The sequence below is a fragment of the Elusimicrobiota bacterium genome (genome assembly GCA_016722575.1).
Taxonomy (GTDB): domain Bacteria; phylum Elusimicrobiota; class Elusimicrobia; order FEN-1173; family FEN-1173; genus JADKIY01.
Window position 1 is genome coordinate 316308 of the sequence record JADKIY010000006.1, and the last position, 20945, is coordinate 337252.

Here is a 20945-nt window from a genome sequence, read left to right on the forward strand (position 1 = left end):
GAGGTGAAATCATGAATCGTCAATTCTCCTTCTTGTTCGGCGTTTTGGTTTTGGGTACGCCCGTGTTTTCGGCGAATCGACCCTTTCGATCCTATCGGGTCACTCTGGATCACCAGGTCCAGGCTTTCAAATCCCTGGACAGCGACTCCGCCGCCTCCGTCCCTCTGAAGACCGAAGTGCGCACCCGCCGCTGGAGGGTGGGCGTGGATTATCCCCCCGCGCTGTTGGGATCGAACCCCGTCCTCTTGGTGAATTCGACGTCCTTGGAGAGCGTTGACATCGACTGGAACGGACTGCCCGCCGCCCACCCCCTTTCGGACCTGGACCGACTGGCCGGCCTGACGCACCGGGTGCGATTGGTTTGGCGTCTTCGGGATCGATGGCGCGCCGGCGTTTTTACCTCCCTCGGGTTTCAAGGGGATTGGAGCCGCTTTTCGGGGCGGATGGCCCAATGGCGCGGCGGGGTGGTTTTGTCCCGGGCCCTGGGAGCCAACCTGGATCTGGGGCTGGGCGCCGGTCTCTTGAACGAATTCGGCAAACCGGGACTTTATCCCATTCTCACCTTGGGCCTGCGTTCGGAGGAGCGCCTGGATTCCGCGCCCCCGGGCACCCACGTCGTCTCCCTTCGCGTCCCGGTGAGCGCGACCTATTGGTATGTTCTCTCGGACCGGGTGCGGGCCGGGGCCGAAATAAAGGCCCTCGGGGGGTCTTACTTCCTCACCCGGGAGGGCCCTTACCAAAAAACCACTTTGGAAATGTCCCAGGTGCAACTGGGCCCGGCCGTTCATTGGCGGTTGGCCCGGGGTTTTGCGGTGGAGGCCAACGTCGGCGTGGCGGCCCGTCGCCGTTGGTTCATCCATTCGGGCAACACCGAGTTGGAGAAGTGGGTGATTAAAAACGCCGGTTTCGCCCGGGTTGATTTGAGTTGGAAAATCGGTTCGGCGGCTTGGGACGAATGAGAATCCGTTTCTTTCTTCTGCCCCTGATGCTGGGGATCTCTCCGGGGGTGATCGCGGGCGAGAATTCGTCCCCCGGGCTTCTCGGCGAGTGGCGGGGCGAGGGCGGGGAACCGGTATTGATTTTCGATTCGCCCACCCGGCTTCGATTTAATTCCGAAGTCCGATCTTACACCCGGTCGGGGGGGCGTTTTTTGGTCCAGGAGGAGACGGGGGTGGCGGCCTATCCTTATGTTTTGGAGAGCGGCCTTTTGAAAATCTCTTTTCCCGGGGAGGGCGTCGTGGTTTTTCGACGCCCCGCCAAATCGTCGGCCGCCAAGCCCGCCGGCGGCCAGGAATACCTGGTCCGGGGGAGTTTTTGCAGTTATTCGGGATCGTCGAACTATAGCGGAAGCCACTCCAGTTCGCGGAAGGCTTTTTTTGACGGGCGCGGACGATTCACCACCGGGGGAGAATCGTCCTTCAACACGACCCTCTACGACGGCGGCACCGCCGGCGGCGCCTCGACCAACGTGGGCCCCGGCGGCCGCTACCGGGTCCAGGGCAACAAAGTTCTATTGACTCTTCCCGATGGGTCCACGGGAGTCGCCACCGTGAACAGGCGCCAGTCCGACGGTTCGGTGTCGGAACTGATGTACGAAGGCACCCTCTACGCCAAGGGGTTGTGCGAGTAGTCGATTGATTTATAGAGGTGAATTTAACCGCCGTTTCGGGCGGTTTCCCGTCGTTCCCCTCCCGCCCTCCCCCTCCAAAAAAACATAGATATCAACGGATTCCGGGGTTAAGCTATGGCATGGCCAGAAATAGGAGTTCTTTTGGCTGGTTTTGCCGTCGCTTGAGCGCGGGCACCCCCCCGTTCCGCGCACAAATTCTCCCGCCTCCTCCGACCAAAGGATCGGGATTCACTCTTATTGAGCTCATGCTCGTGGTCGCCATCATCGGATTGTTGGCGGCCATTGCCCTTCCTAAATTCGGCCAGCTCGTCAACAAAGCTCACGAGGCGTCAACGTTGGGGAAATTGGGCGCCGTCCGCTCGGCCCTGAGCCTGTATTACGCCGACAACGACGGTCGCGGTCCCACCGTGAATATGCAGCAGTGCCTCGTTCCGAAGTATACGGGCGCGTTGCCGAAGGCCGCCCTGCCCATGCACGGTCATCCCTCGGGAACAGGATCGTCCAACGCGGCCTTGGCGCTTTTATGGGATTGGCCGTTGGGCGGTGGCGGCTACCTGCCGTGGGCCTTCAAGGACGGAACGGTATCCGTCATCGGTCCGGGCACCCACAACACGGGCGAGGTCTTTGTCCATTGCACCCACACGGATTCCCGGGGAACGACGTGGAATGAATATTGAGTTTTGAAAAACGAATTCCCTCCGCCCGGTCGATGGGTTGGGGGGAATTTTCGAAAGTCCGTTATAGCCCTTTCGTCGTCCCTGAACTCCGAAATCAGCGTTTATTTCCCGGCACGAGAATCAGGCCCCCCCGCGGTGGGGTGGCGACGATGACGCCCCCGCGGGATTCCGTGGAAACCCCGACGCCGCCCTGGGGCCTTCCGCTGGGAACATCCCCCAGGGGGGGGCTGGGCTGGACGCTTTCCGTTCCGGAAGGCACGCCGCCCTGAACGTCCGGCGACGAAATCAATTGGGTGCCCCGCGATAAGGACCGGCGGGGGGGAGTCCCCGCCATCTTGTTGATGCCCGCCACTTCGCCCCCGGGGCCGTAAGTGACGACCACAAAATCTCCGCGGCGGATGTCGGAAAAAGATCCCGGCCGACCGCCGGCGGTGAAAGAGGCCCGGTCGGAGGCGATGACCGTCCGAGTTTGCCCGTTGTCGTCGATGATCGTGAGCTTGTGGAGGTGGGGGTAGAAAGTTTGAACGACGCCGCTCAAGGGCCCGGGGGCGGCCACCGGCGGGGCGACCCAGGTCCCGGTGGATCGGTGGGGGGTCCGGCTCAAGACGCGGCTGTCGTCGATTCGGGGTTTGGCCGATTCGACGCTTTCGGCCGAATGGGCCGCGTTCGTTAAAAATAAAACAAAAAACAGACCGGGAAGAAACGACGTTGGGGACGGCATGGGAAGCTCCTGGGCCCAGAACGGCCGGGGGACCCTGCTTCCTTGGAACCCCCAAGGGCTCGCCGGGTTACGGGCGGCGCCCGCCTTCCTTAAATGAAATCGAACTTCGCCCCGACGGTTCCTCGGGTTTCCGACCGATCAAAGAACTGGCCGTAATGTTCCGGACCCGTCGTGAACTCCAGGAAATAAGAGATGCCCCGCCCTTGGCCCCGGTCCCGCCCCAATTTGATCCCGACCTGCGCGTTGTACATGGTGCGCCAGTGGGTGCGTTGCCACCATTGGGCGTCGTTGGCCCAATAGGCCTGGGCCCGGCCGTTGGCGAACACCGGGGAATAGATTTCCACGCCCGCCTGAAAGGCCTGACCCTTCAAGGCCGCGGGGCGCACCAACAGGTGGTACGAGTGCCCCCCGTAAAGGCGGAGGCGGGGGTCGGCGTCGAAGGAAAGAATGGACCGGAGGGTGTTCCAGGAATTGCGGACCGAGGCGTGGCCGGTGGCCCGGATGTAGTCGTCGCCCAGGTGGGAACTGACGTGGTAAACCATGAAGCGACCCGACCAGCGGCCCGCCCGGACGTCCACGGGAATGTTGCCGTAAAAATCGATGACCTGAAGGTCGGTGTCGTGGGAGAAATTGAACCGGGGAAAGATGCCGCCCCCCACGTTGGCTTGAACCGCGCCGGCGCCGCCGGGCAGGGCCCAACGGTAGATCCCGTAGTAATGACCGATGGCCACTTCGGCCGCGGTGACCCGTTGGTGGGGAAAGGCGGCCCGAAGCGCGAAATGCAGTTCCCGGGGATCCGCCCGGAGGGGGGCGAAAAGACCGTCCGGCGGGGGGGCGTTGCCGGTGGCGTAACGGGACGATTCTTCTCCCCGGAGGGAGAGGGCTCCGAGGGCCAAAAGGAAACCCGCCGCTCCGGCGCGGAGGACGCGGCTCAAAAGGAACTTCCCGACCGCCCGGGACCCGGGGGAACGCACGATGGTTTTCACGTTGGGCCTCCTTCGGCGAGTATAGCCTTTAAGGGGGGCGCCCGCCCCGGCGGCGGTGAGAAATATTTAGGCGGGCGTTTCCGTGGGGGCCGCCGCGCCGACGCGGACGAGGGAGAGTTCGTAGGTCATGGCGGCGGTGACGCCGTCGGCGCCGAAGGCGCCCTCCACCGGGGCGGCTTCGGCGGGCGTCGAACCGGCGGCCAGGGGAATGTGCCGGTCGGCCACGGCCATCCCGGTCGTGGGATCGAACCCCCGCCAGCCGCCGCCTTCCACGTAGACCTCCGCCCAGGCGTGCAGGTCCCGGCGGAAGCGTTGGGAATCGTCTTCGTGGTAGCCGCTCACGAACCGCGCCGCGAAGCCTTCCCGCCGGCAGCAGTCCACGAAAAACCACGCCAGGTCCCGGCACGCGCCCCGACGGATCGCCCAGGTCGCCCCCGGCGATCGGGCGGGCCCTTCCTCCCGGACTTCCCGCGCGAACAGGCCGTTGATCCGCCGACAAAGGAGGGGGAGGAACGCGTCCGCCCGGCCGCCCGACTCTTCCCGGATTTGACGGGCAAAGGCGTCCATGTCCGTTTGCGGGCCGACGGGGTGGCGATAGGGCGCGAGTATTCCGGCGCGGTCGCCGTAATCCACCGGCAGTTGGGGGCGGAGGGGCACGTAATCGAAGGGATTGGCCCGGAAGGTTTCCACCCGGGAGCGGAACCGGAGGGAGAGGGCCGTGGTCGGCTCGGAAAACCAGATTTCCAGGACGTCGTTGCCGTTTAAATCCAAATTCCGCGCGGAACCGGCGGGGGCGGGCCGGATGTCCCAGGCGGCGGAAATCAACCGCTGGGCGCCGTCGGGCCGGGGCAGTAGGCGCAGGGTGTGGGGGCCCAGGCGCACGGGCCCCGAGTAGGCGTAGCGTATCGCGTGGACCGCCTCAAACCACATGGGCGGCCAACGGACGGTTTTCCCCGGTGGCGGCGGGAAGGCGCGAAAGGATTTTGTCCATCCAGTCGGAGGGAAGCTCGTTCACCGAGGCGCGGATGAGGGCCTGCCATTTTTTCGAAATGTCGTAGAGTTCGTCTTTTTCGAACCGCTGCTCGATGATCCGGTCGGTTCCCGACCGGAGCATGACGACGTCGATGGGGTAGTCGACGTTGATCGCGCAGGCGATGGTGGCGTTGAAGGCGAGGAAGCCCACTTTGAGCGCGTACGCCAGCTCGGAGTTGTATTGGATCGTCCGCTCCAAGACGGGTTTGCCGTACCCCGACTCGCCGATGATGTAAAAGGGCGTGGCGTCCCCCAGCTCCACCCAGTTGCCCTGGGGGTAGATCATGTAGAGCTTGGGGTCGGCGTCTTCTTCGAACTGCCCGCCCACCAGGGCGTGGAGGTCGAATTGCAGGCCGGCGTTTTCGAGCGGCTTTTTGTCCTCCTCGGCCACCCGCCGGATTTGGTCGGCGAAGGCGTTGACGACTTTGTACAGCCGCGTCGCCCCCTGGTCCCGGGCGATCACCTCGTCGAAATAGGTCAGGGCCTTGTCCCGCACGGAGCGGAGGCCCGAGGTCATGAGGAACAGCGAATTCTTGCCGTGTTTGTGGACCGTGACCTTCCGGGCGGTGATCCGCTCCGTTCCCGAAATGAGCCGCGTGTCGGCGATGCCGATGAGACCGTCCTTGACCTTAATCCCCAAGCAGAACGACATGACAAAACCTCCCCTGATCCCCTATTGGTCGTGCGAGTGGCCGTCGGCGAGCGTCGCCGACGGCGTGAAGAAAATGGTGGACAGCGCGGCGTTCACCTCGTCCAGGCGGACTTGAACGTCGTTCAAAAATTCGTGGAGTCCCCGGCGCATGACGTCCTCCACCCGGCAGAACCCCAGGTCGGACCGCAAACGCCCCAGGAGGCGTTCGGCGTCGTTGCCGGGCTGGCCCGGCGGCGTGCCGGTGAGCGCCCGCAGGGACTTCTCCAATTCCAACAGGCAGTGGAGGATGGAACGGGGAAAGTCCGGGTTTAAAACCAAGAAGTCCACCACGTCGGCGTGAAGAATCTGGCGGTGCTTTTTCCGGTAGAACTCCAGGGCGCCCACGGCGTCCAGCAGGGCGCTCCATTGAAGGCCGTCGTAGGGCGCGCCCACGTCGTCCACGGACGGCAGAAGGAGAAAGTATTTCATGTCCAGGAGCCGGGAGGTCTTGTCGGCCCGCTCCAGCATCGCGCCCATCCGCCCGAAGTGCCAGGCCTCGCCCCGGAGCATGGTGGCGTCGGCGATGCCGGCGAAAACCTGGCCGTGGCGTTTGACGCGGGTGTAGAACTCGTGGGGAGTGGGGCTCGCGGCGGGATCGGCGGCCGCGTTCCGCACGTACAAATAGGCGGTGTTCAGCTCCTGCCACATCTCGGCGGCGATGATTTCGCGCACCGAGCGGGCGTTGTCACGGGCTTTGCTCAGGCAGGACAAAATGGAGTTGGGGTTCCGTTCTTCAAAGGTGAGAAAATTCATGGCGGCTTTTTTGGAGAGCGTCCCGCCGAGTTCCTTGTACAGCTCCTCGTCGCCGCTGGCCAGGACGACGGGGCCCCAGGGGCTTTCCCGTTCCGCCGGGGCGTCCAGGGACAGTTGAAGACTGCAGTCCACCGCCCGGGCCGTGTTCTCGGCCCGCTCCCGGTAGCGCTCCATCCAATAAATGGATTCCGCCGCGCGGCTCAGCACGGGGCGGCCGGCGGATACTGAATGACCCAGGTGTCCTTGCTGCCGCCGCCCTGGGAGGAGTTGACCACGAGGGACCCTTTTCGAAGAGCCACGCGGGTGAGCCCCCCCGGCAGGACGTGGACGTCCCGGCCGTAAAGGATGTAGGGCCGCAAATCCACGTGCCGGCCCTCGAAATGGGCGTTGACCATGGTGGGCACCTGGGAGAGGCCGATGGTGGGTTGGGCGATGTAATTGCGCGGGTTGTCGATGATCTTTTGGGCGAAGGCCTTCCGCTCCTCTTCCGTCGAGGCCGGGCCGATCAACATGCCGTACCCGCCGGATTCGTTGGCCGCCTTGACCACCAGGGTTTCCAGGTTTTTCAAAACCATTTCCCGGGCGTCGTCCTCCCAGCAGAGGTGGGTGGGGACGTTGGGCAGGAGCGGCGCCTCGTCCAGGTAGTAGCGGATCATTTTGGGGACGTAGGCGTAGACCACCTTGTCGTCGGCGATCCCCGTGCCGGGGGCGTTGGCCAGGGCCACGCGGCCGGCGCGGTAAACCTCCAGGAGGCCGGGCACGCCGAGCAGGGAGTCCCGGTTAAAAACCCGGGGGTCCAAAAAGACGTCGTCCACCCGGCGGTAAATCACGTCCACCCGCCGAAGGCCCCGGGTGGTGCGCATCCACACCCAGCCGTCGCGCACGAAGAGATCGCCGCCCTCGACCAAATCCACCCCCATCTGCTGGGCCAGGAAGGAATGTTCGAAATAGGCCGCGTTGTGGACCCCGGGGGTCAACACCACGACGGTGGGCGACGACGCGCCGTTGGGCGCCACCTCCCGCAGGTTGCCCAACAGGCGCTGGGCGTAATCGTCCACGGGGCGGACCCGGTTGTTTTCAAAGAGTTCGGGAAACGTCCGCTTCATCACCAGGCGGTTCCCCAGCACGTAGGAGACCCCCGAGGGGCAGCGGAGGTTGTCCTCCAACACGTAGAAGGTGCCGTCCCGGTCCCGGATCAAATCGGTGCCGGTCACGTGGATCCAGACGCCGCCCGGCGGGGTGAACCCCCGGCACGGGGGGAGGAAGCCCCGGCTGGAATCGACCACGTGGCGGGGAACCACGCCGTCGCCCAGAATGTCCTGGTCGTTGTAGACGTCTTGAAGGAACGCGTTCAAGGCGCGGATGCGCTGTTTGAGGCCTTTTTCCAGAACGTCCCACTCCGCCGCCTCGATCAGGCGGGGAATGATGTCAAAGGGGAAAATGCGTTCGGCGCCGGCCTGGCCGCCGGTGTTGAACGTCACGCCCATGTTGAGCAGGGCCAGCTCGGCCGTTTTTTGCCGGCGGTTCAATTCCCCGACCGACAGGGCGTTGACCTGGTGGACCAGCGGGAGGGCGAAAGGGCGCGGGGTGCCGTCCGAGCGGAAAAGCTCGTCGTAATAGAGCGTGGGAGCGTACTGTCGAAAATCCATGGTCGTCCCTCCGGGCGCGGCGTCGTTCGGCGACAAAAAAAAAGAGCCCCCTCGTCGTTCCGAGAGGACTCCATCGTCTTTCCCGCGCGGGCCGCACAGTCGCTGTGTGGCGGCGGGCTATGATCGCTTCGCCCGAATTCTAGCATTTTCGGGCGACGGCGGGGAAAGGGTTTCGACCTCCGTCGGCCGAACCCCGGGGGCGAACCGGGGGCGCCGTTATTTCTCTAAATAATTTATGATCGCTCCAAGGCGACGCGTCGGACGAAAGTCCCGCGCCCCGCCCGCCCATGCCCAAATTCCGCTCTCCTCTTTGGTTGATCGCCGCCCTGGCGCTCCCCGCGGCCCTGCGGGCCGACACGGCGTCGATCAACGTCGATTACGGCGACCGGGTTCTGGACGGCTCGACGGGCTTCGGTTCCAACCTCGACGTCAACGACAACCGCCATCCGGAAAAACACCTGGACGGCGAGCGGCTGCTGGACCGGGGCTTTGAATGGTCGGCCAACCAAGTGTGGAGCTCCACCTTCATCGCCGGCGGCGCGGGTTCGATCACGCGGGACACCGCGCAGTTTTACGGCGGGAAGGCGTCGTTGAAGGCCGTCGTGACGACGGTGTCCGCCTCCGCGCGGGTCCTCGTGATCGTGGCGGGGCCCTGGGTTCAGTCGGGAGAAACCTACCGTTTTTCCTTTTGGGCCAAGGGCGGCGCCTACACCGGACGCCTCGGGGTCTCCCTGATCGACGGAAATTCCTTCGGCCTCCTGGGGTCGACGTTGACGTTCGATCTCGCCGGTTCCTCCTGGACCCAACACCACGGGAGTCTTCCCGTCACGGTCAACGCGTCGTCGGCTCTGTTGTTGTTGGAGTTTTTTGACACGGGGACCCTGTGGATCGACCAAATGAGCCTCCTTCCCCCGGCCGCGACGCCGCCCGGGCCGCCGCTCGACGCGGCCCTCTCGGACGCCCGGCTCCGTTTCATGCGCTTTCCCGCCGGGAGCGAAGCCAACGCCTACAATTGGAAAACGGCCGTCGGCCCCCGGGACCAACGGGCCCCCAACGCCTCCGTCAACGCTTTTTACACGGACAACGCCGGACTGAACCTGGACCGGACGCCCTTTTACAACGATTTCGGCGTGGACGAATTCCTGCAACTCTGCGAGCGGAAGGGATGGACGCCCGTGCTCACGGTCAACGTGGCCTCGGGCGCGGCCCACGCCGCCGATTGGGTGGAATATTGCAACGGGAACACCGGCACGACCTGGGGCGCCCAGCGCGCGGCCAACGGGCACCCCGCCCCCTACGGCGTGACCTATTGGGAAGTGGGGAACGAACTTTGGAATCAATACGCTCCGGAACCGGGAGCGATATTTAACCGGCCCTTCCACACGCAGGCGAACACCAATAATTACATCGCGCAGCTTTTGCTCTTTTCCGCCGCCCTGAAAGCCAAAGACCCGACGATTCGCGTCGGCGCCGTGGGCGGGGCAAAACCCGCCGATTCGATTTTGACGAACCTGGTGGACCCCAACTGGGACAACGATCTGGTGGCGGGCGCGGGCGCCTCGTTGGATTTCGTCGCCAGCCACTACTACGCCCCCGGAGGCGACGGCGGGGCGCCCTCGGCCTCGGCCGTTTACCAATCCCTGTTGGCCGCGCCGAATTATTTTGAACAGGAAATGGCGAACCTGGCGGCGTTGGTTCCGGCGTCGGTGGAGCGGACCGTCACGGAATACGGCGTGTCCCTGGTCAGCACCGCCACCGCGACGGACCGGGCCCTGGGCCAGACCTGGGGCGCGGGGCTTTATTTGGCCGGCCTGAACAACGCCTTTCTCCGGCAAGGGGTTCGGTTCGCCGCCCAGCACGATTTGTTGAACGAGTACGAATCCATGCTGGAACACACCACCGACGCCTCCGGCGCCCGGGTCGCCGTGGCCCGCGCCGCAGAATTGGTTTTGTCTCTTTACGGGGAGGGGGCCCGGGGGGGCCGCATCGCCCCCGCCACGACCGCCGGGACGTTTTCGACCCCGGCCGTGGGGTGGATGTCCGCTCGGGCCAACGTGCCGCTCCTGGACGCGGTGGCCTCCTTAAATCCCGACGAAAAAACCCTGACCCTCTTCGCCGTCAACCGAAGCACCGCGGCCGTTCAATCCACGACCCTGCGGTTGGCGGGTTTTCCCGGCTGGTTGCGCGCGAAAGGGGCCGCCACGGTCACGGCGGCTTCCCTGGACGCCCGGAACACGGCGGCCGACCCCCGGGCCGTTTACCGTCGGGACCTCTCCTCCGGCGAGTTCCGCGCCCACCCCCCGGCGGCGGACGGCTCCCAATCCTTCGCGGCGGCCTTTCCTCCCGCCTCCGTCACGGCGCTCCAGTTCACTTACGCGGAGCCGGCGGCGGCCGGGGACGGCCCCCGGGCTTTCCCGACGCCGTACCGTCCCTCGGCGGGAGGGGCGATGACCCTGGCGCCGGTTCCGGAGGGGGCCGCGGTGACGATCTACGATTTGACCGGGCAACGCCTGCGCCGATTGCCGGTGTCGGCGGGCCGGGCCCAATGGGACGGATTGGACGAAAATGGCCGGGCCGCGGGCAGCGGGGTGTATGTGGTTCGAATTGCCTCCCCCGGCGGGTCCTGGACCAAAAAAGTCGTTCTGCAACGCTGACGAAGGCGTTTCGCCCCTGCGCGAAACCGGCGGCGGGTCGATAATGGGGGGAGGGAATCCCCGTCAGGAGAGAATCGATGGCGCCATTGTCCGCTGAAGATTTCCGTGGTTTGATCGTCCGCAATATCCGCACCCACAGCGGACGCACCCCCGAATTCGCCTCCAAATACGATTGGTACAACGCCGTGGCCCTGGCCGTCCGCGAGCAGATCTACGCCACGGAAAACGTCGCCATGGCCCGGTTCAAAAAGAAGGACACCCGTCTGGTGGCGTATCTGTCGGCGGAATTCCTCCTCGGGCCCCACCTCCGCAACCACATCATCAATTTGGGCATCCGGAATCCGGTCGAGGAAGCGCTCAAGTCCCTGGATCAGGATTTTGACGACATCATGGCCCAGGAAACCGAACCCGGCTTGGGGAACGGCGGGTTGGGGCGTTTGGCGGCCTGCTTTTTGGATTCCCTGGCGACGCTGGGGGTGCCGGCGGCGGGCTACGGCATCCGCTACGAGTTCGGCATTTTCGGCCAGGTTCTGCGGGACGGCGCCCAGGTCGAGGTGACCGACAAGTGGTTGAAGAACGGGAACCCCTGGGAGGTTCAGCACCCCGACGTGGCCTTCCGGGTCGGCTTCGGCGGACGGACCGAGACGGTGAAGGAGAACGGGGGGTTTAAAGTCCGCTGGCACCCCGATTGGGTGGTGCGGGGGGTGGCTTTTGACACGCCCATCAGCGGGTACCGGGCCAAGCACGCGGCCCTGTTGCGCCTGTGGAAGGCCGAAGCGGTGGAGTCCTTCGATTTCGCGGCGTTCAACAGCGGCGACTACTATCGGGCGGTCGAACAGAAGATGGCGTCGGAAAACATTTCCAAGGTCCTCTACCCCAACGATTCCTCCTCCCAGGGGAAGCGCCTTCGTCTGGAGCAACAGTATTTCTTCGTGTCCTGCACCCTGCAGGATTTGATCCGCATCAACCACCTCTGGGGCCACCCGCTCAAGGATTTTCCCAAGAAGTTCGCCGTGCAGTTGAACGACACCCACCCCGCCGTGGCCGTGCCGGAGCTCATGCGCCTCCTGATGGACGTCCACGGCTACGGCTGGGACGACGCCTGGGAAATGACCCGCCAAACCTTCTCCTACACCAACCACACGCTCCTGCCCGAGGCGTTGGAGCGCTGGCCGCTGGCCCTTTTCGCCTCGCTCCTGCCCCGGCACCTGGAAATCATTTACGAGATCAACCGCCGGTTCCTGGCGGAAGTGCGGCTGGCCCGACCGGGCGACGAGGACCTCCTGCGCCGGGTGTCGCTGATCGACGAATCGGGCGAACATTACGTGCGCATGGCCCATCTGGCGGTGGTGGGGGGGCACGCGGTGAACGGCGTGGCCGCCCTGCACACGCGGCTTTTGCGCGAGGATCTCCTGCGGGACTTTGACGCCCTCGCTCCGGGAAAAATTCAGAACGTGACCAACGGCGTGACGCCCCGCCGGTGGGTGGTGTCGAGCAACCCCGGATTGACGAAAGCGATCACCGACGCCATCGGGGACAAGTGGATTTTGCGCGCGGAGGAGGAATTGCCCAAACTGGAACCGTTCGCGGCCGACGCCGCTTTCCGCGCCGCCTGGAACCGGGTCAAGGCCGAGAACAAAATTCGCCTGGCGGCGCGGTTGAAGAACGCCGCGGGCGTCGCCATCGACCCCGCGGCCCTGTTGGACGTGCAGGTGAAGCGCATTCACGAATACAAACGCCAACACTTGAGCGTCCTCCACATCGTGCGCCGATTTTTGGACCTCAAGGCCAACCCCCAGAGCGCCCCGGTGCCCCGGACGTTCCTCTTCGGGGGGAAGGCGGCCCCGGGCTACTTCATGGCCAAGCTCATCATCCGGTTCATCAACGCCGTGGGCGAGGCGGTCAACCGCGACCCCGCCGCGAGCCGCGTGTACCGGGTGGCCTTCTTCCCCGATTTCAACGTCAAAAACGGGGAAACCATTTACCCCGCGGCGGATTTGTCGGAACAGATTTCCACCGCGGGGAAGGAAGCCTCGGGCACGGGCAACATGAAATTCACCCTGAACGGGGCCTTGACCGTGGGCACGCTGGACGGCGCCAACGTGGAAATCCGGGAAGCCGTGGGGGAGGAGAATTTTTTCCTGTTCGGTCTGACGGTGGGGGAAGTGGGCGCCGCTCTCCGGAACGGCTACCGGGGCCGGGACGTCTACGACCGGGACCCCCGGGTGAAAGAGGTCATCGATTCCATTTCCTCGGGGTTTTTCTCCCGGGGCGATCCGAGCCTCTTCCGTCCCTTGGTCGATTCCCTTCTGGGGGGAGACCCCTATTTGACCCTGGCGGATTTCTCCTCCTATCTGGCGGCCCAGGACCGGATCGACCAAACCCGCCGGGACGCCGAGGATTGGGCCCGCCGGTCCATCCTCAACGTGGCCCGCGCCGGCCGTTTTTCCTCCGACCGCTCCATCCGGGAATACGCCAAGAACATCTGGAAGGTCAAGCTCGGCGACGCCGAGGCCTAAAGGATCGGGGCATCGGCCCTGTCGACCAACGGCGCATCGTCCTTCCGATTAAGTAAAATCGAACCGTCGCTTTATAGCCAACTTAGGAGGTTGATATGGACGAAAAGTCCTGCGACACCGGCTGCAAATGCCCGTGCCACAAAGCCTTGGGAATTTTATTGGCTCTGATCGGTTTAACGTTCCTGTTGGGAAATCTCGGCGTTCTGGGCGCCCGCCTCGTGGGAATTCTTTGGCCGACCTTTTTGACGCTGGCGGGCTTGAAGATCGCCACCGGCGGAATGTGCAAGTGCTGCGCGAAAAGCTAAGAACCCCGGTCGTCCGGCGAATTTGAAGGGAAAGCCCCGAAAATGTCTTCGGGGCTTTCCTTTTGTTGTCGAGGGCGAAGGGGTTGTGATGGTTTGGTGGAAAATGTTGTGTGGAACGTCAAACGGGAGGTCTCCATGGCAATAAAAGCGCGGTCGTTGTTTTTCTGGGCGGTGTTGTTCGGTCCCTTGTCGGTTTCGGCGTTTGAGGGGTTGGTGGATTATCAATTGTCGACCGGGGAGAAAAAACCCGTGCCCATGAGTTACAAAGTCAAAGGGGACAAGATCCGGGCCGAATTTCAGTCGGAAAAAGGCCGGTCCGGCGCCATGATCATGGATTCGGCCTCCCGGACCATTTGGATTTTGTCGCCGGAACAACGCATGGCCATTAAACAAACGATGAGCGAACCCCAAACGTCGGAAGCGAAAGCCGGTTCCGCTCCCCGCGTCGAGTTCAAAAAAACCTCCCGGAAGGAAACCATCGCCGGGCGGGAATGCGCCGTCTACACGTTTAAGGAAACCAATTCCGAAGGCGAGGTCTGCAACGCCGAAGGGTTGGGGAATTTCATGTTCAGCGGGTTCGGCGGCGGGAAACGGGAAACGTCCGGCTGGGAGCGGGAAATCATGGGAAAGGGCCTCTTCCCGCTTCGGGTGATGACCAAGAGCCTGAAAGACGGCAAAACCACGACCCTGTTGGCCACCCGGGTGGAACCCAAAACCCTTCCGGCGTCGGACTTCGCGATTCCCCCGGGCTACAACGTGATGGAGATGGGCGGATTGCCCGGAATGGGCGCCCCCGGAAAGCCTTCCCCGGTGAAAGGAACCGCCGCGCCCGGGTTTAACCCCCAGGAAATGATGAAGAAAATGATGAACGCCTCTCCGGCCGAACGGGAACGAATGGCGGAGGAAATGCAAAAGCAATACGGCCAATAGGGCGGACCGATTTCCCGGGCCGACGGGAGGAACGAATGCGGATCGAGGACCTTGTTCTGGAAGAAGGCCGAGAATCCCTGGAGTGGCGTTTCGTCCTTCGTTGTTCCACCGCTGTTCGGATTCTTTTGGGGCAATCCCTCCGTGTCACGCTGGGAAGCCGCGTGTTCCCCGAGGAGCGCCTTCGGGAAGAGGCCTTGGATCTCCCGGCCGGAAAGAAACCGTTGGCCGTTCGGATTCCTCTGGCGGATTTGAGGCGCCATTTTTCGGCCGCGGTGGAGGAAATCAACGCGGGGCGGAAAACCCGTTGGCCCCGTTGGCGGCTCGAAATTACCCCGATGGAGCCCGATGGCGCGGGCGCCCGCAACGCCTTGGCGACCGCCGTGGCCGAATTTCCCATGCCGGAGTCGTGGTTCTGGAAAATGGAATAGCCGCGGGAACGGTCTCGACGGTCGGCCTGTTAGTAAAGGCTCCAGGTCGTGCCTTTGCTGTCGGTGTGGGTGCAGGAGACCACGAGGTTTTCGGGGCCCTCGGCATGCCAATTGGGAAATCCCAAATAAAACCACCCCCCGCTGCCGTCCATGACGGCGGGCGGCGGCGAGGCCGCTCGATTCAAAATTTGCGAGGAATCGTGGTACCCTTGGGGACTTCTCATGAGGGGAATTTCGTTGAGGTATTTGCCCCCGGCGGTGAGACAAACGTCGATCGCCACGTAATTGGGATTCTGCCCTTCGTTGTCGGCGTAGTAAATGGACAGGGCGCTGCGAAGCGCGCCGAGGCCTCCTTTCACGGAGGCTTCCCGGGCTTTCACCACCAAATCGGCAAATTTGGGCAGGGCGATGGCGGACAGCAGGCCGATGATGGCCACGACCAGCATCAATTCGATGAGAGTGAACCCGCGGGGGAAACGAGTTTTGACCACGGCAGGTACCTCCGGGCGTCAATCCAGTTTAACCCCGCGGTCCGCCCAAATCAACCCTCTGCCTGAAGGAAAAAGGGCGGATACGGCGGCGTTCCGCGATGAATTCCGGGCGGGGGAAACAAGGGTTTAGATATCGCGGCCTCCGAAGCCCCGCGAGGTTTGGAAGTCAACGGGCGAAAATGGTTATATAGCGAGAAGCCCTATGTGCGCCTTGTCGAATTCCTTTGCCGAAGTGCCCCTGGGGAAATTCGCCCGGTTGATCAACCACGGTCCCTGCGTGATCGTGACTTCCGGCGATTCGGTCCGGGCCAACGCGGCCCCGGCCCAGTGGAACACGCCCATCAACGACGACCCGCCGGTGGTGGCGGTGGCGTTGGACGGGGAGAACTTCACCTCCGAACTTATTCGAAAAACCGGGGAATTCGTCCTGAACGTGCCGGACGAATCCCTCCTTCCCGCCGTCAAAATCCTAGGCTCCCGCTCGGGCCGCGACGGGGACAAAATCGCTCCGGCGGGCCTGACCCTTTTGGCCGGCCATCGGATCGCGACGCCCCATTTGGCCGAGGCCCTCGCTTTTATCGAATGCAAAGTTCGGCAAACCCTGGAGGTGGACGGGGTTCGTTTGGTGTTGGGGGACGTCCTTCACGCGGCGGCTTCGCCCGACCATTTTAAAGAGAACCGCTGGATTCCCGGGGTCAAAACCCTCCACCATTTGGGGGGCCTCGTGTTCGCCTTGACGGGGGAGCGGCGCTCGACGTAAAAACGGGTTCATTTTGGTAGACTCGCCGAAACGCCAATCGACGTTCAGGGGTGCCATGGACGACATTACCTCCGTACTCAAAGAAAAACATGTTTTCCGTCCCGCCAAATCCTTTTCCGAAAAAGCCCGCGTTTCCTCCTTCGCCCAATACGAAAAACTTTACCGTCAAAGCCTGAAAAACCCCGAGGCCTATTGGACGGCGGCGGCGAAGGAGCTCCATTGGTTCAAGCCCTGGAAGAAAGTGCTCGACTGGAAATTGCCCTTCGCCAAATGGTTCGTGGGTGGGAAGACCAACGTTTCCTTCAACTGCATCGACCGCCATTTGTCGAACTGGCGACGGAACAAGGCGGCGTTCATCTGGGAAGGCGAGGACGGGGAGGAGCGGGTCCTGACCTACCAGGACCTCCACCGGGAGGTGGGACGGTTTTCCAACGCGCTTAAATCCTTGGGGGTGGTGAAAGGCGACCGGGTGTGCCTTTACATGCCCTTGGTGCCCGAACTGGCCATCGCCATGCTTTCCTGCGCGCGCCTCGGGGCGGCGCACTCGGTGGTCTTCGGCGGGTTCTCCTCCCAGGCGATCCGCGACCGGGTGAACGACGCCGGGTGCAAGGTGGTCGTGACCGCCGACGGCGGGTACCGACGGGGCGCCGTGATCCCCCTGAAAGCCAACGTGGACGAAGCGCTCAAGGAAACCCCCACCGTGAAGAAGGTCGTGGTGTTTCGACGGACCCGGCAGGTGATCCATATGCAGTCGGGCCGGGACCACTGGTGGCACGAGTTGGTGGCCGGGATGTCCGACGTCTGTCCCGCCGAAGCTTTGGATTCCGAACACCCGCTCTACATCCTTTATACATCGGGCTCCACGGGGAAACCCAAGGGCATCCTCCACACGACGGGCGGGTATTTGACCCAGGTGGCCCTGACCACCAAACTCATTTTTGATTTGCGGGACGACGACGTCTATTGGTGCACGGCGGACATCGGCTGGGTGACGGGCCATTCCTACGTGGTCTACGGCCCCCTGGCCAACGGGGCCACGGTGGTCATGTACGAAGGGGCGCCCAATTTCCCGGAGCCCGACCGGTTCTGGCGCATCGTGGCCAAGCACCGGGTCAATATTTTTTACACCGCGCCCACGGCCATTCGCGCCTTCATGAAGTGGGGCGACCAATGGCCCAAGAAGCACGACCTCTCCAGCCTTCGGCTCCTGGGGTCCGTGGGGGAACCCATCAACCCGGCGGCCTGGATGTGGTACCACAAGGTGATCGGCGGGGGACGGTGCCCCATCGTGGACACCTGGTGGCAGACGGAAACGGGGGCCATTTTGATTTCGCCATTGCCCGGGGCCACGCCGCTCAAACCCGGATCGGCCACGCTTCCCCTGCCCGGGATCGACGCGGCGGTGGTGGACAAATCCGGGAAGGAGGTGGCGGCCAACGCCGGGGGTTATTTAATTGTTCGACGTCCCTGGCCCGGGATGATGCGGACCATCTTCGGCGACCCCGAACGGTATAAGAAACAATATTGGACCGAAGTGCCCGGGGTCTATTTCGCCGGGGACGGCGCCCGGCGGGACAAAGACGGGTATTTCTGGGTCATGGGCCGGATCGACGACGTCATCAAGGTGGCCGGCCACCGGCTGGGCACCGCCGAGGTCGAGAGCGCCCTGGTCAAGCATCCCACGGTGGCGGAGGCGGCGGTGGTGGGCCGTCCCGACGAATTGACGGGAGAGGCCATCGTGTCCTTCGTGACGCTCCGAAGCGGCTGTTCGCCCTCGGATCATTTGAAACAGGAACTGCGGGACCACGTCGTTAAGGAGATCGGCGCCCTCGCCCGCCCGGCCGAGGTCCGTTTCACCGATGCCTTGCCGAAAACCCGCTCGGGAAAAATCATGCGGCGCCTGCTTCGGGACGTGGCCGTGGGCCGGGAAACCACCGGCGACACGACCACCCTGGAGGATTTTACCGTCCTCGCGAAGCTGCGACAGGACGAAGAGTAGATGCCCGGGAATCCCAAAAATCCCCGCGTCATGCTATAATACCGCCTCTTCCCACTTTTGACCCCATAGCTCAATTGGATAGAGCGATTGCCTACGGAGCAATAGGTTGTAGGTTCAAATCCTACTGGGGTCGGATTTAGTCTACGCCCCGCCGTTTGTCCCCCGTGGGACCCCCGGCGGGGCTTTTTATTTTCACCGGAAGGTCGAATTTCAATAAAATGTCGAAAAGGGTTCATTCATCGAAACGGGGGGCAACCCATGCGAAATTTATTTCTGGCGGCGGCGGTGATCGGTGGATTCGTCTGGTTCATGAAAACCTGCGCCCCGTCCCGCGCGGAGGACGCGTCCTTCACCGGTCAATGGAAGCGCGCGGAGTCGAGCGAGGTGTCGGGGTCGAGCACGGAGGAACTGGTCAACGTGAAGGCCTCCCGGGGAAAATTCCGCCTGGACAAATCCGTGAAATCGCTGGGAACGACGGGCGCCCCTATGGAATACGACGTCGTCCTGGTGTTTGATGGAACGACGATGCACGAACTGGAAACGTTCAAGCCCCGTCCCGGGGAGGCTCCCCGGTCCGCGGAGGATTCGGGCCCTCAGACCCGTTCCTGGAAACCCAGCGAAGCGGAACTTCGGGAGCAACGGTTCTGGGCCCGTTCCTTCGCCGGGAACGCCGGCCCGGGCGGCGCGGTGGCCGGGCGGGAGACAAAACTTTACCAAGTCAAAGAGCGGCGTCCGGACGCGGAGGTGACCGTGCAGGCCTGGGTGGACGCGAAAACGGGCATTGTTTTGCGTTCAAACGTCTCGTTGTTCGCCAAACAAGTGGATTCCCTTCTGAATAAAACCACCGAAGAATGCCTATCGGTTTCCTTCGCCCCGGTCCCCGACTCCGCCTTCGCCAAGCCCTGATTCGTGTTTATCCTCCTGCCCCTCTGGCCGCGCCGCCAAACGGTGCCGGCGGCCACGCTGGCCTTGCTCCTGATCAACGTGTTGGTTTTTGCCGTCGCCTGGCCCCTGGAGCGCGCCCAAACCTCGGTGGTGAGCGCCGACCACCGGGTCGAGGCGGCCAAGGACCTCCGCCAAATCCTTGAAAAAGAACCGGCCCTCGCCCCCGCCGATCGGGATTTGCTGTCGACCGCCGACGCCCCGGGATTCCCCACGGAGGGCCAGGACCGATTGTTCCGGCGGGTGGCCGAAAACGCCAACCTTTTGTCGGCCCGCGGCCGCTACGAGTGGGATTCCGCCTACCCGGTGTACGCCTCCTACAGCGTGTCCCTCCGGAAAAATCCGACGGGGGGGAGCGTCTACCAAAAATGGGGATTCAAGCGGGGCCGGTTTTTCCCCGAAATCCTCACCCATCAATTCCTGCACGCCGGGTTCTGGCATTTGTTCTTCAACATGCTTTTCCTCTGGGCGGTGGGGGGCGTGGTGGAATCCGCCGGTTCCGCCGTCCTGGTGGCCGTCTACCTTTTGGGCGGCGTGGCGGCGGCGATGGGGCAGTTGATCTGGGGCATTCCCGAAAATCAGATCATGGTCGGGGCTTCCGGGGCGATTTCGGCGATTCTCGGGTTTGGATTGGCGACGGTCCCGACGGCCCGCACGCGGGTGGTCTACGTGGCCGCGCCGGTGTTGTCGGTCCGTTACGGCACCTTTCACTCGCCGCTCTGGTTTTTCGTTCCGCTGTGGGCCTTCCAACAAGTGGTCTACGGCCTGGTCACGCGCCCCTACGGCGGAGCGACCGTGGGCTACGGCGCCCACCTGGGGGGATTCGCGGCCGGGTTGGCCGCCGGCGCCGCGGCCCGGTTCTTTCGCCTTTGGACGCCCCCCGCGGACCCCTCCGGCGATGGGTCCTGGGCGTCGTGAGCGGCGCCCCGGCGCGCGCCGTCATCGACCTTCGAAAATTGAGCGTGTATCGCCCCGCCCCCCTTTTGTCCGGGGTGGATTGGACCGTGCGGCGGGGGGAGCATTGGGTGATTTTGGGGGCCAACGGTTCGGGCAAATCAACGTTGGTGAACGCCCTGGCCGGGTACGTGACCCCGTCCGACGGCGAAATGACCGTGTTGGGGAAAACCTACGGCCGTTCCGACTGGCGGATCCTTCGGGAGAAAATCGGCCTGGTGAGCGGGAATTTAATCCCCCGGTTTAACGAGGACGAAACGGCCCTGGAGGTCGTGGCGGGCGGCCTCCGCGGCCAAATCAATTTGTGGACGGCGCCGACCCCCGGGGAGGCCCGGACCGCCCGGCGCTGGCTCGGGCGGGTGGAAGCGGCTCCCGTGGCGGACCGTCCCTGGAGCGTTCTGTCCCAGGGGGAGCGCCAGCGCGTGTTGATCGCCCGGGCGTTGGTTCGCAAGCCCGCGCTTCTGATTTTGGACGAGCCCTGCGCGGGCCTGGACCCCCTGGCCCGGGAAACCTTCGTCGCTTTTTTGGCACGGCTGGGCCGCCGACCTTCGCCGTCCCTCGTGTTGGTGACCCACCACGTGGAGGAAATCGGGCCCGTTTTCACCCACGCCTTGGCGCTCCGCCGCGGGGTCGTCGCCGCCCGGGGGCCCCTGGGCCGCGTGGTGACCGGGCCCGTGCTTTCCCGGGTGTTCGACGCCCCGGCCCGCGTGGCCCGCGCCGGCAAATCCTTCCGCCTCGCCCTTCGGCCCCGCCCCTCCGCCGTCCTTTAAATCCGCCTTGACAAAGGCGGCCGTCCCGCGGTAGAATGATAATGAGACCCGATA

The 20945-nt window shown here is 63.8% G+C and carries 19 protein-coding genes, 1 tRNA gene and 1 pseudogene; 14 read left to right on the top strand and 7 right to left on the bottom strand.

Annotation, left to right across the window (positions count from 1 at the left end; all coding sequences use genetic code 11):
* Nucleotides 1–11: 11 nt before the first annotated feature.
* The 3 genes and pseudogenes from IPP68_11270 (at nt 12) to IPP68_11280 (ending at nt 1929) form a co-directional block, all read left to right on the top strand.
* Nucleotides 12–959 carry a hypothetical protein gene (locus IPP68_11270; protein MBL0350935.1) on the top strand — a complete coding sequence of 316 codons (948 nt, stop codon included), beginning with the start codon at nt 12–14 and terminating at the stop codon, nt 957–959.
* A complete protein-coding gene (locus IPP68_11275; protein MBL0350936.1) occupies nt 956–1630 on the top strand; it encodes a hypothetical protein in 675 nt (224 codons plus the stop codon). The genes IPP68_11270 and IPP68_11275 overlap by 4 nt, the downstream gene beginning before the upstream one ends.
* Nucleotides 1631–1749: 119 nt before the next feature.
* Nucleotides 1750–1929: pseudogene (locus IPP68_11280) on the top strand (prepilin-type N-terminal cleavage/methylation domain-containing protein).
* Between the two features lie 472 nt (nt 1930–2401).
* On the opposite strand, the gene IPP68_11285 reads toward IPP68_11280, so the two are convergent.
* The 6 genes from IPP68_11285 to IPP68_11310 all read right to left on the bottom strand — a co-directional run bounded on the left by IPP68_11285 (nt 2402) and on the right by IPP68_11310 (nt 8139).
* Nucleotides 2402–3028, bottom strand: coding sequence for a hypothetical protein (locus tag IPP68_11285; protein MBL0350937.1), 627 nt, complete (start codon nt 3026–3028; stop codon nt 2402–2404).
* A gap of 89 nt (nt 3029–3117) precedes the next feature.
* Entirely contained in the window at nt 3118–4014 is an 897-nt protein-coding gene (locus tag IPP68_11290) for a DUF1207 domain-containing protein (protein MBL0350938.1), read from the bottom strand.
* A 66-nt stretch (nt 4015–4080) separates the two neighbouring features.
* Nucleotides 4081–4944, bottom strand: a complete 864-nt coding sequence (locus IPP68_11295; protein ID MBL0350939.1) for a transglutaminase family protein — start codon at nt 4942–4944, stop codon at nt 4081–4083.
* The gene (locus tag IPP68_11300; GenBank protein ID MBL0350940.1) at nt 4934–5698 is read right to left on the bottom strand and encodes a peptidase; all 765 of its coding nucleotides are present in this window, start codon (nt 5696–5698) and stop codon (nt 4934–4936) included. Before IPP68_11300 ends, IPP68_11295 begins: the two co-directional genes overlap by 11 nt.
* 21 nt (nt 5699–5719) lie before the next feature.
* On the bottom strand, nt 5720–6697 hold the full coding sequence (locus IPP68_11305; protein ID MBL0350941.1) for an alpha-E domain-containing protein: 978 nt from the start codon (nt 6695–6697) through the stop codon (nt 5720–5722).
* A complete protein-coding gene (locus IPP68_11310) occupies nt 6691–8139 on the bottom strand; it encodes a circularly permuted type 2 ATP-grasp protein (GenBank protein ID MBL0350942.1) in 1449 nt (482 codons plus the stop codon). The genes IPP68_11305 and IPP68_11310 overlap by 7 nt, the downstream gene beginning before the upstream one ends.
* Nucleotides 8140–8426: 287 nt before the next feature.
* Here IPP68_11310 and IPP68_11315 point away from each other — a divergent pair, with 287 nt between their 5' ends.
* The 5 genes from IPP68_11315 to IPP68_11335 all read left to right on the top strand — a co-directional run bounded on the left by IPP68_11315 (nt 8427) and on the right by IPP68_11335 (nt 14975).
* On the top strand, nt 8427–10793 hold the full coding sequence (locus IPP68_11315) for a T9SS type A sorting domain-containing protein (protein MBL0350943.1): 2367 nt from the start codon (nt 8427–8429) through the stop codon (nt 10791–10793).
* A 77-nt stretch (nt 10794–10870) separates the two neighbouring features.
* On the top strand, nt 10871–13312 hold the full coding sequence (locus IPP68_11320) for a glycogen/starch/alpha-glucan phosphorylase (protein MBL0350944.1): 2442 nt from the start codon (nt 10871–10873) through the stop codon (nt 13310–13312).
* A gap of 95 nt (nt 13313–13407) precedes the next feature.
* A complete protein-coding gene (locus IPP68_11325) occupies nt 13408–13617 on the top strand; it encodes a hypothetical protein (GenBank protein MBL0350945.1) in 210 nt (69 codons plus the stop codon).
* Nucleotides 13618–13752: 135 nt separating this feature from the next.
* Nucleotides 13753–14547 (top strand): DUF4412 domain-containing protein, encoded by a 795-nt coding sequence (locus tag IPP68_11330; GenBank protein MBL0350946.1) that lies wholly within the window; start codon nt 13753–13755, stop codon nt 14545–14547.
* 35 nt (nt 14548–14582) lie between these two features.
* Nucleotides 14583–14975 carry a hypothetical protein gene (locus IPP68_11335; GenBank protein ID MBL0350947.1) on the top strand — a complete coding sequence of 131 codons (393 nt, stop codon included), beginning with the start codon at nt 14583–14585 and terminating at the stop codon, nt 14973–14975.
* 29 nt (nt 14976–15004) lie between these two features.
* On the opposite strand, the gene IPP68_11340 is transcribed toward IPP68_11335, so the two are convergent.
* Entirely contained in the window at nt 15005–15466 is a 462-nt protein-coding gene (locus tag IPP68_11340) for a prepilin-type N-terminal cleavage/methylation domain-containing protein (GenBank protein MBL0350948.1), read from the bottom strand.
* Nucleotides 15467–15668: 202 nt separating this feature from the next.
* Here IPP68_11340 and IPP68_11345 point away from each other — a divergent pair, with 202 nt between their 5' ends.
* The 6 genes from IPP68_11345 to IPP68_11370 all read left to right on the top strand — a co-directional run bounded on the left by IPP68_11345 (nt 15669) and on the right by IPP68_11370 (nt 20891).
* Complete coding sequence (locus tag IPP68_11345; GenBank protein MBL0350949.1) at nt 15669–16226, top strand: flavin reductase family protein; 558 nt, start codon at nt 15669–15671, stop codon at nt 16224–16226.
* 55 nt (nt 16227–16281) lie between these two features.
* Complete coding sequence (gene acs, locus IPP68_11350) at nt 16282–18225, top strand: acetate--CoA ligase (protein ID MBL0350950.1); 1944 nt, start codon at nt 16282–16284, stop codon at nt 18223–18225.
* Between the two features lie 59 nt (nt 18226–18284).
* Nucleotides 18285–18358 (top strand) — tRNA-Arg (locus tag IPP68_11355).
* A 125-nt stretch (nt 18359–18483) separates the two neighbouring features.
* Nucleotides 18484–19131, top strand: coding sequence for a hypothetical protein (locus tag IPP68_11360; protein ID MBL0350951.1), 648 nt, complete (start codon nt 18484–18486; stop codon nt 19129–19131).
* Nucleotides 19132–19134: 3 nt separating this feature from the next.
* A complete protein-coding gene (locus IPP68_11365; GenBank protein ID MBL0350952.1) occupies nt 19135–20085 on the top strand; it encodes a rhomboid family intramembrane serine protease in 951 nt (316 codons plus the stop codon).
* Entirely contained in the window at nt 20082–20891 is an 810-nt protein-coding gene (locus IPP68_11370) for an ATP-binding cassette domain-containing protein (GenBank protein ID MBL0350953.1), read from the top strand. The genes IPP68_11365 and IPP68_11370 overlap by 4 nt, the downstream gene beginning before the upstream one ends.
* Nucleotides 20892–20945 lie beyond the last annotated feature (54 nt).

Bases quoted from the DNA above. Each gene is read 5' to 3' on its own strand.
- IPP68_11275 (MBL0350936.1), top strand. From the start codon at position 956: ATGAGAATCCGTTTCTTTCTTCTGCCCCTGATGCTGGGGATCTCTCCG.
- IPP68_11285 (MBL0350937.1), bottom strand. From the start codon at position 3,028: ATGCCGTCCCCAACGTCGTTTCTTCCCGGTCTGTTTTTTGTTTTATTT.
- acs (MBL0350950.1), top strand. From the start codon at position 16,282: ATGGACGACATTACCTCCGTACTCAAAGAAAAACATGTTTTCCGTCCC.
- IPP68_11325 (MBL0350945.1), top strand. From the start codon at position 13,408: ATGGACGAAAAGTCCTGCGACACCGGCTGCAAATGCCCGTGCCACAAA.
- IPP68_11360 (MBL0350951.1), top strand. From the start codon at position 18,484: ATGCGAAATTTATTTCTGGCGGCGGCGGTGATCGGTGGATTCGTCTGG.
- IPP68_11300 (MBL0350940.1), bottom strand. From the start codon at position 5,698: ATGTCGTTCTGCTTGGGGATTAAGGTCAAGGACGGTCTCATCGGCATC.
- IPP68_11295 (MBL0350939.1), bottom strand. From the start codon at position 4,944: ATGTGGTTTGAGGCGGTCCACGCGATACGCTACGCCTACTCGGGGCCC.
- IPP68_11320 (MBL0350944.1), top strand. From the start codon at position 10,871: ATGGCGCCATTGTCCGCTGAAGATTTCCGTGGTTTGATCGTCCGCAAT.
- IPP68_11330 (MBL0350946.1), top strand. From the start codon at position 13,753: ATGGCAATAAAAGCGCGGTCGTTGTTTTTCTGGGCGGTGTTGTTCGGT.
- IPP68_11315 (MBL0350943.1), top strand. From the start codon at position 8,427: ATGCCCAAATTCCGCTCTCCTCTTTGGTTGATCGCCGCCCTGGCGCTC.
- IPP68_11270 (MBL0350935.1), top strand. From the start codon at position 12: ATGAATCGTCAATTCTCCTTCTTGTTCGGCGTTTTGGTTTTGGGTACG.
- IPP68_11345 (MBL0350949.1), top strand. From the start codon at position 15,669: ATGTGCGCCTTGTCGAATTCCTTTGCCGAAGTGCCCCTGGGGAAATTC.
- IPP68_11335 (MBL0350947.1), top strand. From the start codon at position 14,583: ATGCGGATCGAGGACCTTGTTCTGGAAGAAGGCCGAGAATCCCTGGAG.
- IPP68_11310 (MBL0350942.1), bottom strand. From the start codon at position 8,139: ATGGATTTTCGACAGTACGCTCCCACGCTCTATTACGACGAGCTTTTC.